Raw genomic sequence first — 13,388 nt, 5'->3', positions numbered from 1 at the left:
CCAGTCCCCACGGGCCAGCTCTTCGCACTCGCCGACCAGGCAGAGACTCTCATCCAGACGTGGCAGCGGAATGGTGTCCGCGATCTGCCCGCCCTCGCTGACATCCCCACGCACCCACGCATCAGGGTCTACGGGCCCGCCACAGGCAGCGCCGACCTTCCCCGCACGCACAACCTCGACTGGTACAAGGTCGACTACGAGACGGGCCAGCCATGCCCGCGTTCCTGATCCGCTACCCGAAGGGGCAGGGCGAGGACATCCTCGCCGAGGACAGCCACCTCACCCTCACCATCGACCACGGCTGGGCCGTACTCGCCGACCCACACGGCACCTGCATCGCCGTACCCGCACACAGCGGAGCCACCATCACCCGCATCGACCAGAACCAGCAGCCCGAGGAGTGATCCACGTGGCCAGCAAAGGCAGGGGAAGCCGAGGCCGCAGCGGACGCGGCAACCGCGGCAATGCCGCCGCCCTGAAGCAATACTGGGGCCCCGGCAAGGGCGGGACCACCAAGATCCGCTGGAACACCCCGTCGGACTTCACCCGGTGCAACCGCCACCTCAGGCGCTACCTCGGCAGCCGCGCCGCCGGATATTGCGCCCGCCTCCACCGGGACATGACAGGGGTCTGGCCTGGCGACCGCCGCAACGTCGGCCGCACTTCAGTACGACGACGCCGCTGAACGACCACGCTGCGGCGACCAGCAGGCCACAGACCTGCAAGGACAGGGCACACGCACGCGCCCCTGCCAGATCGGCAACGAAGAGTGCGTGCCCGGCCGACTGAGGAACGGCATGTGCGAACTCCATTACCGCCGCGCAAGAACGACCGGCACCACAGGCGACCCGCACCTGAACAACCTCCTGCACTACGCCGTCGCCCCAACGGGATGCTGGGAGTGGCAAGGCGCGCGCTACTCCAACGGCTACGGCAAGACCTCACGCCAGATCCACGGGACGCGATTGGCCCAACGCGTCCTCTACGCCGAACACTGTGGCCCCATCCCTGAAGGTGCCGAACTGGACCACCTGTGCCGCAATCGGGCATGCGTCAACCCTGGACACCTTGAGCCAGTCGCACGGGCCGTGAACATCCAACGCGGATACGACGCTCGTCAAGGTGGCAGGTGCAAGAACGGCCACGACCTGACTCGATCCGATGCGTACTACGTCGAGCCCAAGTCCGGCCGGCGACAGTGCCGGGAGTGCTGGCGTCGGAACTATCGAACCGCCCGAAGGAACCTCAACGCCAGGCGAGCTGTCCAACCCAAGGCGAGCTGACAGGTAGCTGACGCAACCACAAGGCAACCCTCAGAGCATGGGCAAGGCAGGCTGGGCGCGCCACCACGTCGGCCCCCTCCTCTCCGGTGGTGGGGCACCGGTAGGGCATGGCATAGGGGTGAGGCAGACGCGTTGGGCATGCGAGCAAGGCGTTGAGCAGCAACAAGATCTTTTGATCTTTCGCGAAGATCGATTGAAGAAGATCGAAAAGCGAAGCGATGAAGATCGCTAGCGACGCTTTCGATGGCGGGTTGATCTTGCTGACGAAGTGGATCAAGCCTGACCTTGATCGTTGATCAAGAAGATTCCTTGATCCTTGATCTTGGTCCAAGATCATCCGTTTCAAGATCATCTGGGGGGATGATCTTGGTCCCATGATCATTGCCATCGGGGCCGTATAGCACCTGACTCTCTGTACGGGTTCCCTAGGCCGCCGACCTGCACGGATGGCTGACAGGTCTAGTCAACGCCTGCTCGTGTGATCTGTCTCGGTACGGTTACGGTGCTGGTCAAAGGGCTACAGCCGTAACGCGCATCCTCTAGGCTTGGGTCATGATCTCGACGACCTGCCGCACCGAGTGCGAGCGCTGCGCGGGGCCGATGCCCTTGACGGCTCGGGCGGATGCGCGGTTCTGTTCGTCGCGGTGCAGGCAGGCCGCATACCGCGAGCGGCGGCGTGTACAGCAGCAGCGGGTGGCGGCGGAGCAGGTGGCTCGCGTGCCAGCCGAGTTGACGGGGCGCCCGCGGTGGGTGCGGTACTCGTCTCGGAAGGTGCCGCTGCGGGTGGATGGTCGTTTCGCGTCAGTGGATGACCCGTCGTCGTGGTCGGACTTTCCGACTGCGGTGCAGGCGCAGGCTGGTGAGGGCGTCGGCTTCGTCCTGGCGGGCAGCGATGGGATTGTCGTCGTCGACCTCGACCACGCTGTCGAGGAGGGCCGGGTGCTGTCGTGGGCGCAGGCCATCATCGACCGGCTGCCGGCGACGTACATGGAGCGTGGTCGGTCTGGTACGGGTCTGCACTTGTGGTTCCGCGGCCAGGTCTCGGCTGGCCGCCGGATTCGTCGCGGTGAGGTGGCGGTTGAGGTGTACTCGGACCGCCGCTACATGATCGTGGGTGACCGGGTTCCGGGCACTCCTCTTGAGCTTGCCGAGCTGCCTGATGCGGCCGGTGTTCTCGCCTCGTTGATGTGACGCCCTGGCGGCGTCCCTCGCGGGGCGTCGTTACGTCAGGCCCTCTGCGCGCCCTGGGTGGCGCGTGGTCTTGACCCAGGAGGTCGTCATGGGCACACATGGTCCGATTCCGAAGCGGAGCGAGGAGCGCCGCCGCCGGAACAAGGACGAGGGGCCCGGTCTGGTGCAGGCGCCGTCGGGTCCGCCGACGGATCTGCCGGATCTGCCGGAGCCGGATGAGCTGTGGCATCCGATTGCGCGGGACTGGTATCTGTCGCTGCGGGAGTCGGGGCAGGCCGTGTTCTATCAGCCGTCGGACTGGGCGGTGGCCCGGTATGCGGCGGAGTTGATGTCGCGTGGTCTGTCGTCGGACCGGCCGCCGAACGGGCAGTTCGTTGCGGCGCTGGACAGTGTGATGGCGCGGTTGCTGTCGACGGAGGGGGATCGTCGTCGGGCGCGTATCGAGTTGGAGCGGAAGCCTGCGGTGCAGCAGGCTCCGGCTGGGGTGACGGCGATCGCGGACTACCGTGCGGCGATCGGGGGCTGACGTGCTGGTCTACGTGGTGTGTGCGGGCAGTCGCGACGAGGCGGTGGCGTGGTCCCGCATGCATGACATCCCGCAGCAGCGGTGCCGTTATGCGAGTTCGACCCGGGTGATCGAGGGTGTGCGGGACTTCGTGGTGGTGCGCCTCCGGGGCTTCTTCGATCGTTCGGATCGGGAAGAGATCGAGGCGTGTCTGCGGCGGAACGAGATGAAGATGCCGTCGCCACTCGTTCGTCGTGATGAACGCGGAAGTTGAAGCCGTCCCCGAGGTCGTCACCCCGTTCACGCTCGGGCCGACTTGGCGGCGTGGCCGGGACGGCCGGTTCGTGCTGCCGGAGTTCACGCTGGGCTGGCATGCGCTGGCGTGGACGGCTACGTACCTCCAGCACCATGTCGGGGCGCCGTGGCGGTATACGGCGGAGCAGGCCCGGCTGACGCTGTGGTGGTACGCGCTGGACCCGGTGACGTTGCGGTTCCAGTACCGGGACGGCGTGATCCAACGCCTCAAGGGTCATGGCAAGGATCCCTTGGGGGCTTCGTGGTCGGGGTTCGAGTTTGTCGGCCCGTGCCGGCCGTCGGGCCAGGTGGCGGATGAGGGAGACGAGTGGGGGATCCCGCCGGGGCAGCCGATCGGAATGCAGCATCCGGCGGCCTGGGTGCAGATCGCGGCGGTGTCGCAGGACCAGACGCGCTCGACGATGACGCTCTTCCCGGGGATGTTCAGCAAGCGGGCGATCGAGGAGTACCGCATCGATCTCGGCAAGGAGATCATCTATGCGGACAAGGGACGCGCTCGAGTTGAGGCGGTCACGTCTTCGCCGCGAGCGATGGAGGGCGGTCGGCCGACGTTCGTCCTGCTGAATGAGACGCACCACTGGGTGGACTCGAATCAGGGGCACGAGATGGCTGCGGTCATCGAGCGCAACTCGACCAAGAGCGCGGACGGAATGTCGCGAACCCTGGCTCTCACGAACGCTTACGAGCCGGGTGAGGACTCGGTGGCGGAGCGCACTCGGGAGGCGTTCGAGTCGGCGGAGTCCGGGCGGTCGGTCGATACGGGTCTGTTCTACGACTCGTTGGAGGCGCCGGCTGAGGCGAAGCTGACGGAGGAGTGGATCGTCCCGACGCTGAAGGCTGTGCGTGGGGATTCCGTGTGGCTGGACATCGACCGGCTGAAGGCGTCGATCCTGGATGTGCGGAATCCGCCGTCGCGTAGTCGCCGGTTCTGGTTCAACCAGATCGTCGCCGCGGACGACGCGTACATGGCCCGCTACGAGTGGGATGCCTGCCAGGTCGACGGCGTGGAGCTGGCCGAGCGAGACGAGATCGTCTTGTTTTTCGACGGGTCGAAGAGCGATGACGCCACCGGGTTGGTGGCGTGTCGGGTGTCGGACGGTTTCGTGACTGCTCTGGGCGTGTGGCAGAAGCCGCCGGGCTGGCCGGATGATCGGCCGTGGCGGGTGCCGCGGGATGAGGTCGACGGCGTGGTCGAGCAGACCTTCGCCCGCTACCGGCCGCTCGCGTTCTTCGCCGACCCGGGAGCCGGCCACGATGACGCGGACGGCGAGCGGTACTGGGACGGTTACATCGACTCGTGGGCACAGCGGTACGGGAAGCGCCTGAAGCTGAAGGCTGTGGTCTCGGGTACGCGGCAGCACGCGGTGCTGTGGGACATGCGTGATCCGAAGCATCAGCCGCTGTTCACGGAGGCGGTTGACCGGTTCTACCGGGATGCGCTGGAGCGGCAGGTGCCTCACGACGGGCACCGGGTGCTGCGGCAGCACATCGCGAATGCGCGGCGGCGGACGAACAGGTGGGGCTACACGATCGGTAAGGAGCACCGCGAGTCCGCCCGGAAGATCGATCTCGCGGTGTGTGCGATCGGGGCGCGGATGCTGCGCCGCATGTTGATGAACTCGCCCGCGTGGGCCAAGAAGCGGTCGGCCGGTAAGGGCCGGGTCGTCGTACTCAGGTGAAGGGCGGTGACCTGTGGCCGCTACGATCCCTGAGCTTCCGCTGGTGTCGTTGTCGGAGGACGAGCTGGCGCAGATCCAGTTTCTCCGGCAGGACCTGCTGTCGGCACGGTGGCATCTGCAACTGTTGGACGCCTACTTCAACGGTGAGCAACTGGTGCGGGACCTGGGGATCTCCATCCCGCCGCAGTTGAAGGGCCTGCACACGGTCATCGGATGGCCGCGGATCGGTGTGGAGGCGCTGGAGCAGCGTCTCGACTTGGAGGCGTTCCGCTGGGCTGACGGCGGGGACGCGGAGGGTCTGCGGGAGATCGCCGACGCGAACGATCTGTTCGACGAGGCGAGTCTGGCGCACTTGGACGCGCTGACCTATGGGCGGGAGTACATCGCGGTCGGGTCGGGTGAGTGCGGCCCGGGTGGGGATTGCCCGCCTGTGATCACGGTCGAGTCTCCGTTGGATATGACGGTGGAGTGGGATGCCCGTCTGCGGATGGTGACGTCGGCGCTGCGGGAGTGCACCGTGGATCGGTTGGATCCGGCGCGCAGCGATGAGCCGTTGACGGTGCTGTACGGGCCTGAGCAGACGGTGTATGCGGTGCCTTCGCCCAGTGGCGGCTGGGAGGTCGTCGACCGGGACATGCACGGTCTGGGGTTGCCTCCGGTGTTGCGGATGGCGAATCGTCAGCGGACCGCGGACCGGGTGGGGCGTAGTGAGATCACCCCGGAGGTCATGTCGATCACGGATGCTGCGTGCCGCCGGTTGATGGGCATGGAGGTGGCGGCGGAGTTCTTCGGTGCTCCGCAGCGCTACATCCTCGGCGCGTCCGAGTCTGCGTTCCAGGACGCGGAGGGCAACGCGAAGTCTGCGTGGGAGACGTACATCGGTCGGGTCCTGGCCTTGGAGCGGGACGAGGAGGGAAACCTTCCGACTGTGGGCCAGTTCGCGGCGCATGACCCGACTGGCATGACGAAGATCATCGACTTGTATGCGCGGATCATGGCGACTCAGTTGGGGCTACCGCCGCACATGCTCGGCTACACCTCGGACAACCCGGCTTCTGCGGATGCGATCCGCAGCAGCGAGGCGATGCTGGTGAAGAAGGCCGAGCGTCGGATTCGCCGCTTCGGCGCGGTGTGGGCGGATGTGATGCGTCTGGCCATGTGGGTGCGCGATGGGGAGGCGCCGCCCCGTGAGCGGCGTATCGAGTGTGTGTGGCGGAACCCAGCGACACCGACCGTGGCGGCGCAGACCGATGCTGCGGTCAAGTTGGTGCAGGCCGGGATTCTGCCGGCCGACTCCGACGTGACGCTGGAGCTGGCGGGCCTGTCGGAGGGGCAGCGTCAGCGTGTCGCAGCCGACCGGCGCCGCTTTGCCGGGGCCCAGTTGCTGGATCGGCTCACTGGGCTCGGCGGCGGGGAGGACAGTTCGGCCTCGACGGGGGAGGCCGCAGGTCTGCCGGAGGTGACCGGTGGCGAGGAGAGTTTCTGACGCGGACGGCGCCCGTCACCGTCAGGCTGCTGCCGGGCTGGTGCGGCTGCTGCGCAGGGATCTGGGCAGGCTGCGGAGACTCCTCGTGCCCGCGCGGATGGGTGCGACGTTGCCGCCGTGGATGGAGGCGGTCGACGCGGTGGTGCGCCAGTACGGCGACTTGGCGGCGCAGTTGGCTGCCGAGGTGTACGAGGCGCAGCGAGCCGCGGCCGACGTCACCAGTGCGTTCACCGTGCCGCTCGCGGACAGCCCGCCGCAGGAGCAGACGCAGGCGTCACTGCGATGGGCCACCAAGGACCTGTGGCCCCGGGACCCGGACGATCCGCGTACCACGGCGGCGCAGGCACAGCCAGTCGAGGTGAGGCTGGCTGCGGCGGAGAAGAAGACGGCTGCGGTGGTGGAAAAGCTCGTCTTGGATCAGGGACGCCAGACGACGCGGCAGGCTGTGCAGCGGGACCGTGAGGCTGTTGGTTACGCGCGGGCCGCAGCGCTTGGCGCTTGCGCGTTCTGCCGCTTGATGGCCTCACGCGGGATGGTCTACAAGTCCGCAGGCACGGCCGGTCGGGATGCCAACGACCGGTTTTCCGGCGATGCGTCGGTGGCGAAGTATCACGACCACTGCTCCTGTCAGATCATCAGTGTCTTCCGGGGGCAGCGGTTCGAGTTGTCTCCGCAGGCGGCTCGGTGGGACCGCATCTACCGGGAGTACGCGCAAGGCCATCCGGGCGATCAGCTTCGCCTGTTCCGTCGGGCGATCGCCGAGCACGATGCGTCGCCCGTCCAGTAACACCGCGGCCGCCCTGGAGGCGGCCTTTCTCATTCACATCCATGCCCCAGGAGGGCCGTTTCGTCATGTCCGAAGAGACCGAGCAGCAGCAGCCCGGCGCCGAGGTCGAGGAGACCACCGACCCGGCTGTCACCGGGGAAGCCGACGCAGTGAGCAGCCCCGACGGTGACACCGGTGAGACCGCCCTGGAGGCGGGTACGCAGGGCGAGTCGGGTGCGGAGCCGTTCGATGCGAAGCGCGCCGCGGCGAAGATCCGCAAGGCCAACTCGGAGGCGGAGAACCTTCGCAAGCGGCTGAAGGAACTGGAGCCGAAGGCCGCCGAACTGCAGCGGATCAAGGACGCGGAGAAGACCGAGTCCGAGCGCCTCGCCGGCCAGCTCGCTACGGCCAACGAGCAGATCACCAAGACCCGTCAGCGGCTCGTGAAGAGCCAGGTGCAGGCGCTCGCTGGGAACACGTTCGCCGACCCGGAGGACGCAGTCGGGGCGTTGGACCTCGACTCGTACATCGACTCGGACGGCGACATCGACGAGGCGGCCATCAGGGCCGATCTCGATGCGCTCTTGGAGCGCAAGCCGCACTGGGCCAAGCCCCAGCCTCAGCCCCAGGAGGGCCCGCGGCGTCCTGCGCCGGATCGCACTCAGGCGTCCGGCGCCAACAAAACGAAGGCCCCCGACCCGGCGGAGGAGTTCGCCGGGTGGCTGAGTTCGCAGCTTAAGAAGTAGCTGCGGGAGAAGAGACGATCATGGCGGCTACGGCCCCTATCACCCTGTCCAGCATCGATGGTGCGCTTCTGCCGCGCACGATCACCGCTCCGATCTTCGAGAAGTCGGTGGAGCAGTCGGCGATCATGGCGCTGGCGCGTCCGGCGCCGCTGGCGCTGGACGCCACCACGTCCGTGCCGATCCCGATGGACGTGCCGACCGCGGACTGGGTCGGGCAGGCGGCGAAGAAGCCCCTGTCGACCGGTGGCGTGGACGTGAAGCAGATGCAGGCGAAGAAGCTGGCGGTGCTGATCCCGGTGGCGATGGAGGTCGCGAACACCAACGCCGCGGGTCTCTACAGCCAACTGCAGAAGGATCTGCCTACCGCGTTCGCCCGCGCGTTCGACCACGCGGCGATCCACGGCAAGACCATGAAGGGCGCTGCGGGTCCGTTCACCGAGTACTTGGCCTCCACGACGAACAGCGTCACGCTGGGCACTGCGACGCAGGGCAACGGCGGCATCTGGGCCGACCTGGTGACGGGCATGGAGGAGGTCATCGACGCGGACTGGGACTACACCGGTACCGTCGCGGATCACCGGCTGAAGCCGAAGCTGCTGCTGGCCACGGACACCACCGGCCGGCCGATCCTGGTGGACACGCAGACGCCGGGTACGGACATGGCGGCGGCGGGGACGCTGATCGGTGAGCCGCTGGCCTACTCGCGGAGCGTGTCGGGGAAGCAGCGGCGTCAGTCCGCCAGTGTCGATTCCGGCCTGCGGGCGCTGGGCGGCGACTGGTCGCAGTGCGCCTACGGCGTGGGCATGGACATCACCGTGCGCGTGTCGAACGAGGCCACCTACGTGGACGAGGAAGGCGGCGTCCACTCCGCCTTCCAGGAGAACCTGGTGCTGCTCCTGGCGGAGGCGTACTACGGGTTCGTCATGGGTGACGCGCAGGCGTTCGTGAAGTTCACCGGCACCCCGAGCGGTTCCTGATGGCCAGGGCTGTCCCGGCTTCCGCGCCGGACGGGGCAGCCAAGCCGCTGTCCATCGTCGCCCGCGTGCACGCCGCGCCACCGGAGCACAACGCGGGCGCCGAGCACATGCTGATCTCGATGCTGCGGCCGCTGGTCGAGCGCGGGCATCAGGTGGAGGTGTGGTTGTCCCGTTACGGGAAGGCACACGAGGTCTACGAGTACCGGGGCGTGCGCGTCGTGCCGCTGGAGGCGCGCCTGGATTTCCCTTCTGCTGTGCGGCGGGCGGATGTGCTGCTGTCGCATCTGGAGTGCGTTCCGTCGACGGCGTCGCTGGCCCGCGGCTACGGCAAGCCGATGGTGGTCGTGTGTCACAACACGCACCGGCCCACGTTCCGGGATGCGGCGGCGGGGCAGACGGCGCTGGCGGTGTACAACTCGCGCTGGATGGAGGCGGAGGCGGAGTTGTTCTTCGCCGAGTATCCGAAGGCTGTCCGGCCGGAGCGGTCGCTGATCGTGCGGCCTCCGGTGTTCGCCGACGAGTATGCGACGAAGCCCGGCAAGGCCATCACGCTGATCAACTGCAATGCGGAAAAGGGCGGGACGACACTCGCGGCGCTGGCCCGGCGCATGCCGGATCAGCAGTTCCTGGCCGTGCGCGGTGCCTACGGCGAGCAGATCCTTCCGGACCTGCCGAATGTCGAGGTCGTCGAGCACGTGGACGGCTCCGAGATGCGGGAGCGGGTGTATGCCCGCACGAAGGTGCTGCTGATGCCGTCGGTCTACGAGTCGTGGGGACGGGCTGGCGTTGAGGCGTTGGCGTCTGGCATCCCTGTGGTGGCACATCCGACTCCGGGCCTGTGCGAGTCGCTCGGCGAGGCGGGCGTGTTCGTGGACCGCTTCGACGTGGACGGCTACGAAGCGGTGTTGGGCAAGCTGCTCGGTGATCCGGCCGAGTACCGGTTGGCGTCCAAGAGGGCTCGGGCTCGCTCGCGCGAGTTGGGTCCTGCAGCCGATCTGACGGCCTGGTGCGGTGCTGTCGAAGGTCTCGTGTGATGGAGCGGAGGTGTGCGTCGTGGCCTTCACGGTTCCCACGGCGGAGGAACTTGCGATGTACCTCCAGTTGGACGAGATCAGTGGCCCCCGGGCCGACTTCTTGCTCACGACGGCGGCACGGCTGTGCATGACGGTCGTCAAACCGCTGCCCGACGAGGCCGATGCGGTCGTGTTGGCGGCGGCTGGTCGGGCGTACATCAACCCTACGCAGGTCTCCTACGAGACGATCGGCCCGATGTCGGTGCAGCGCCCGCAGGGTTCTGGCGGTCTGTATCTGACGAAGGCTGACAAGGCGGCGCTCAAGTCGCTGGCCGGCCGCGGGGGGGCGTTCACGGTGGACCCGACCCCTGAGACTGCCGATCCGTCGCCGACGTATCCGGTCGATGTGGACGAGGGGATCGCCACGGAGTACGAGCCGGGCTGGGGCTGGCTCTGATGCCTGCCCCGTACCTGTATGGGGAGACCATCGTGCGCCTGCGTCGCGGCCCGTCGCCGGGCCGGGATGAGCGCGGGCAGCCGATTCCGGGCCCGCTCGTGGAGACGCCGATGCCTGGCTGCGTGGTGGCCCCGCGGGCGGAGACGCCGCAGGTCGGCGGCGCGGAGCAGCAGGGCCGGGACACGGTCATCGTCGGCTTCACGGTCTATGCTCCGCCCCGTTCCGATGTGCTGACCACCGACCAGTTCCGTATTCGCGGCGAGGTGTGTGAGGTGACGGGCTGGCCCGGCGACTGGGGGCGTTCTCCGTTCACGGGCACGTCCGGGCCGGTGCAGTTCGCTGCGGATCGGGTTACGGGCTGATGCCGCGTTCCTGCTCGACGGCGGCCACGAGTTTCTGCGCGGCGTCGTTGCTGCGGCGGGGGATGGACAGGCTGTGCGGGTCCGACTGCGGCGGTCGGCCGCCGGTCAGCGCTCCACCCTTTTCCGGGGCAGGTGCGGAGCCAGGCAGCACGAACTGCACATAGCCGTGGGTGGCCCAGGTGCCGGGCTTGAGGCGGGTGCCGGTCACGTCGGCGGCGCGGATGCGGAACTCCCGGGCCTGCTGGCCGATCTCCTTCTTGGTGATGGTGATCCAGCCGTCCTCGTAGCGGATCGTGCCTTGTACGCCCTTGACTTCCATGCCCGCCCCCCAAGTTGTCGGTGAGGTGAGGGTATGGCAGCCAAGTTCCGCATGTCTCGGAAAGGCGTCGGTCAGTTGTTGCGCTCTCCGATGGTTGAGGCGGAGATGCTGCGCCGCGCCGACGTCATCAAGGACGCGGCGGTCGCGATCTCCCCGGTGGGTACGGCGGCGTGGGATCCGCATCCGGGTCTGTACAAGGCGTCGTGGCATTCGACGAGTACGCGCCGCGGCGGACGCCGCAAGGACCGTGCGGTGGCCACCGTGTGGAACTCGGCGCCGTATGCCCGGTGGGTGGAGTACGGCACCGAACGTGTCCACGCGCATCATGTGCTGCTGCGGGCGGCGCAGGCGGGTGGCCGGTGATGGCGGCGGTCGGGTCGGTGGATGTCGAGCTGGAGCTGATCGGCTGGCTGCAGGAGCGCCTCGGCGACGGCGTCGTGGTGCGCGACGAACTCGACAACCTCCTCCTCGATGAGCTGCCCACGGTGCAGGTGCAGCGGCTTCCGGCTGGCGGTGATGACGGGTTCCGGCTGGACCGGGCGCTCGTCGACATCGACGTGTACGCCGCCACCCGCGGTGAGGCGATCGCCCTGTCGGCGACGATCCGCGGCGCTCTCCTCGGTGAGCTGCGGGGCAGCACGACCAGCAACGCCACGTGGGGCCGCATCAGGTCGGATCCGCCGCCCGCGATCCGCCCCTACCAGAACACGGGGCTCCGCCGTTGTGGGGCCACCTACGAGATGTTCGTTCACCCGGTCTCCTGACCGGCCAGGCCCGCGCCGGACCTGTAACCCAACCCCGCCCGTGTGCGGGGTTTTCGCATGTTGGGAGACCCCCTGATGGTCAACATCACCCGCGCTGCGGACTTGTCAGCGATCGGTGCGAACGGAGGTGGATGGACGGCGCCTGTCGGAACCACCTCCCCTGGCGATCCGCTGATCCAACCGACAGGGCTGTGGCAGCCCATCGGCGGCATCTCGGAGGACGGCCTGACGCAGGGCTTCGACGAGGACTCGGAGGAGTACACCCCCTGGGGCTACACGTCGCCGTGGCGCACGACCATCACCAAGTCCGTCCGCACGTTCGGCCTGACGGCGTGGGAGACCAGCCGGACAACGGTCAAGTCCATCCAGTACCGGATCGCCGAGGCGGATCTGGCGCCCGACGAGGACGGGCTGACGACCTACGCGGAGACCGCGTCGCCGCTGCCGGACCGCCGCGCTTGGTGGTTCATCGTCATCGACGGCAACGTCATGCAGGGGTTCTACGTGCCCGAGGGCGAGGTGTCGGAGCGCTCGGACGTGAGTCACAAGCAGGACGAGACGGCCGGCTACGAGTGGACGATCACCGCCTATCCCGACACGGAGGGCAACACCGTCTACCACGCGGACCGTCTGCCTGCGACGCCCGAGTACACCGGGTCCTGACGGGCCCCATGACTGGTGGCGGGCCGCCCTCTGGCGCGGGCCCGGCCCGCCACCTTCCCTTTGGCCCGCGCCCGGAAGAGAGAGGCCCGCGCTATGCCCACGACGAAGAAGGAACTCGACGCCGCAGCCGCGCAGGAGGCGGAGGCCGAGCAGGAGAACGACCCCTACGTGCCGGTGCCCCTCGCCGGCTACGACGGCGTCACCAAGGACGTCCGGGCTCTCCCGGCCGGCCGCTGGCGCGCGAGTGCGTTCCGTGCCCTGAACTCTGGCGACATGGACGCGTTCATGGCGCTCGTTCTCCACGAGGACGACGTCGAGGTGTATGAGGAACTCGACCCGGACATGGACGCGATCGGCCGGTTCGCGGAGGCCGCGGCCCGTGCCGGGGGTGAGGACCTGGGGAAATCCGGTGGGCCGTCTCGGTCTGGCAGGAGCACCCGGAGGCGGTAAGAGCTGACCTCATCGACCGGCACTACGACATCACCGACGTGCTGGCCGGGCGGCGGACGTGGGCGTGGCTGCGGGTGCTGATCCAGCATCTGCCGCCCGAGTCGCACACGATGACCGCCATCCGCAACAGCCTGTCCGACGTCGAGTTGGATGAGCAGGCGGACCTGGGCGAGCCGGAGAAGGGCCGCTGGTCGCAGGCCGAGCAACTGCTGGCGCTGCTGGCGGACCGGGTGGCGCAGCTCCAGTACACGCTGATCTGCGTCAACACGGAGAAGAAGTCGCAGCGGCCGGATCAGCCCGAGCCGATCCGACGCCCGGGGGCCAAGCCCCGCAAGAGGAAGACCGCCCCCATGTCGGATGCCGCCGCGGAGCGGCTGTTCCAGCTCATCAACGGAGGCGCGGCCTGACGCGC

The 13,388-nt window shown here is 68.1% G+C and carries 20 protein-coding genes; 18 read left to right on the top strand and 2 right to left on the bottom strand.

Annotated features, from left to right (window positions below):
* The first annotated feature begins 212 nt into the window (after positions 1-212).
* On the top strand, positions 213-404 hold the full coding sequence (locus BMX65_RS17080) for a hypothetical protein (protein ID WP_075001157.1): 192 nt from the start codon (positions 213-215) through the stop codon (positions 402-404).
* A 393-nt stretch (positions 405-797) separates the two neighbouring features.
* Positions 798-1,283 (top strand): HNH endonuclease signature motif containing protein, encoded by a 486-nt coding sequence (locus tag BMX65_RS17070; protein WP_075001155.1) that lies wholly within the window; start codon positions 798-800, stop codon positions 1,281-1,283.
* Here BMX65_RS17070 and BMX65_RS32485 read toward each other — a convergent pair.
* Positions 1,246-1,671 carry a hypothetical protein gene (locus BMX65_RS32485; protein WP_143081856.1) on the bottom strand — a complete coding sequence of 142 codons (426 nt, stop codon included), beginning with the start codon at positions 1,669-1,671 and terminating at the stop codon, positions 1,246-1,248. The genes BMX65_RS17070 and BMX65_RS32485 overlap by 38 nt on opposite strands.
* Before the next feature lie 164 nt (positions 1,672-1,835).
* Here BMX65_RS32485 and BMX65_RS17065 point away from each other — a divergent pair, with 164 nt between their 5' ends.
* The 11 genes from BMX65_RS17065 to BMX65_RS17015 all read left to right on the top strand — a co-directional run bounded on the left by BMX65_RS17065 (position 1,836) and on the right by BMX65_RS17015 (position 10,780).
* On the top strand, positions 1,836-2,474 hold the full coding sequence (locus BMX65_RS17065) for a bifunctional DNA primase/polymerase (protein ID WP_075001154.1): 639 nt from the start codon (positions 1,836-1,838) through the stop codon (positions 2,472-2,474).
* Between the two features lie 88 nt (positions 2,475-2,562).
* Complete coding sequence (locus BMX65_RS33965) at positions 2,563-3,000, top strand: phage terminase small subunit (protein WP_075001153.1); 438 nt, start codon at positions 2,563-2,565, stop codon at positions 2,998-3,000.
* 1 nt (position 3,001) lies between these two features.
* Positions 3,002-3,253, top strand: coding sequence for a hypothetical protein (locus tag BMX65_RS17055; RefSeq protein WP_075001152.1), 252 nt, complete (start codon positions 3,002-3,004; stop codon positions 3,251-3,253).
* Positions 3,237-4,973, top strand: coding sequence for a terminase (locus tag BMX65_RS17050; protein ID WP_075001151.1), 1,737 nt, complete (start codon positions 3,237-3,239; stop codon positions 4,971-4,973). Before BMX65_RS17055 ends, BMX65_RS17050 begins: the two co-directional genes overlap by 17 nt.
* Before the next feature lie 13 nt (positions 4,974-4,986).
* The gene (locus BMX65_RS17045) at positions 4,987-6,459 is read left to right on the top strand and encodes a phage portal protein (protein ID WP_079171935.1); all 1,473 of its coding nucleotides are present in this window, start codon (positions 4,987-4,989) and stop codon (positions 6,457-6,459) included.
* A complete protein-coding gene (locus tag BMX65_RS17040; RefSeq protein WP_075001150.1) occupies positions 6,440-7,246 on the top strand; it encodes a VG15 protein in 807 nt (268 codons plus the stop codon). Before BMX65_RS17045 ends, BMX65_RS17040 begins: the two co-directional genes overlap by 20 nt.
* Positions 7,247-7,311: 65 nt before the next feature.
* Positions 7,312-7,971, top strand: a complete 660-nt coding sequence (locus BMX65_RS17035; protein WP_075001149.1) for a hypothetical protein — start codon at positions 7,312-7,314, stop codon at positions 7,969-7,971.
* Positions 7,972-7,991: 20 nt separating this feature from the next.
* Positions 7,992-8,948, top strand: coding sequence for a phage major capsid protein (locus tag BMX65_RS17030; protein ID WP_075001148.1), 957 nt, complete (start codon positions 7,992-7,994; stop codon positions 8,946-8,948).
* A complete protein-coding gene (locus BMX65_RS17025) occupies positions 8,948-9,982 on the top strand; it encodes a glycosyltransferase family 4 protein (RefSeq protein ID WP_075001147.1) in 1,035 nt (344 codons plus the stop codon). Before BMX65_RS17030 ends, BMX65_RS17025 begins: the two co-directional genes overlap by 1 nt.
* A 19-nt stretch (positions 9,983-10,001) precedes the next feature.
* On the top strand, positions 10,002-10,418 hold the full coding sequence (locus BMX65_RS17020) for a hypothetical protein (RefSeq protein WP_075001329.1): 417 nt from the start codon (positions 10,002-10,004) through the stop codon (positions 10,416-10,418).
* Positions 10,419-10,450: 32 nt separating this feature from the next.
* Entirely contained in the window at positions 10,451-10,780 is a 330-nt protein-coding gene (locus BMX65_RS17015; protein ID WP_239502177.1) for a hypothetical protein, read from the top strand.
* Here the strand turns inward: BMX65_RS17015 and BMX65_RS17010 are convergent.
* Positions 10,770-11,099 (bottom strand): DUF4429 domain-containing protein, encoded by a 330-nt coding sequence (locus BMX65_RS17010; RefSeq protein ID WP_075001145.1) that lies wholly within the window; start codon positions 11,097-11,099, stop codon positions 10,770-10,772. The two genes, BMX65_RS17015 and BMX65_RS17010, sit on opposite strands and share 11 nt — an antisense overlap.
* Positions 11,100-11,132: 33 nt before the next feature.
* Here BMX65_RS17010 and BMX65_RS17005 point away from each other — a divergent pair, with 33 nt between their 5' ends.
* The 5 genes from BMX65_RS17005 (at position 11,133) to BMX65_RS16985 (ending at position 13,383) form a co-directional block, all read left to right on the top strand.
* Positions 11,133-11,462, top strand: a complete 330-nt coding sequence (locus BMX65_RS17005) for an HK97 gp10 family phage protein (RefSeq protein WP_075001144.1) — start codon at positions 11,133-11,135, stop codon at positions 11,460-11,462.
* A complete protein-coding gene (locus BMX65_RS17000; protein ID WP_075001143.1) occupies positions 11,462-11,863 on the top strand; it encodes a hypothetical protein in 402 nt (133 codons plus the stop codon). The genes BMX65_RS17005 and BMX65_RS17000 overlap by 1 nt, the downstream gene beginning before the upstream one ends.
* A 57-nt stretch (positions 11,864-11,920) precedes the next feature.
* The gene (locus tag BMX65_RS16995) at positions 11,921-12,526 is read left to right on the top strand and encodes a phage tail tube protein (protein WP_239502178.1); all 606 of its coding nucleotides are present in this window, start codon (positions 11,921-11,923) and stop codon (positions 12,524-12,526) included.
* Between the two features lie 93 nt (positions 12,527-12,619).
* Complete coding sequence (locus BMX65_RS16990; RefSeq protein WP_075001141.1) at positions 12,620-12,976, top strand: hypothetical protein; 357 nt, start codon at positions 12,620-12,622, stop codon at positions 12,974-12,976.
* A 38-nt stretch (positions 12,977-13,014) separates the two neighbouring features.
* Complete coding sequence (locus tag BMX65_RS16985; protein ID WP_239502179.1) at positions 13,015-13,383, top strand: hypothetical protein; 369 nt, start codon at positions 13,015-13,017, stop codon at positions 13,381-13,383.
* Positions 13,384-13,388: the final 5 nt, after the last annotated feature.

It is taken from the genome of Streptomyces qinglanensis (genome assembly GCF_900111245.1).
Taxonomy (GTDB): Bacteria; Actinomycetota; Actinomycetes; order Streptomycetales; family Streptomycetaceae; genus Streptomyces; species Streptomyces qinglanensis.
This window is presented reverse-complemented; position numbering and strand designations above follow the sequence as displayed.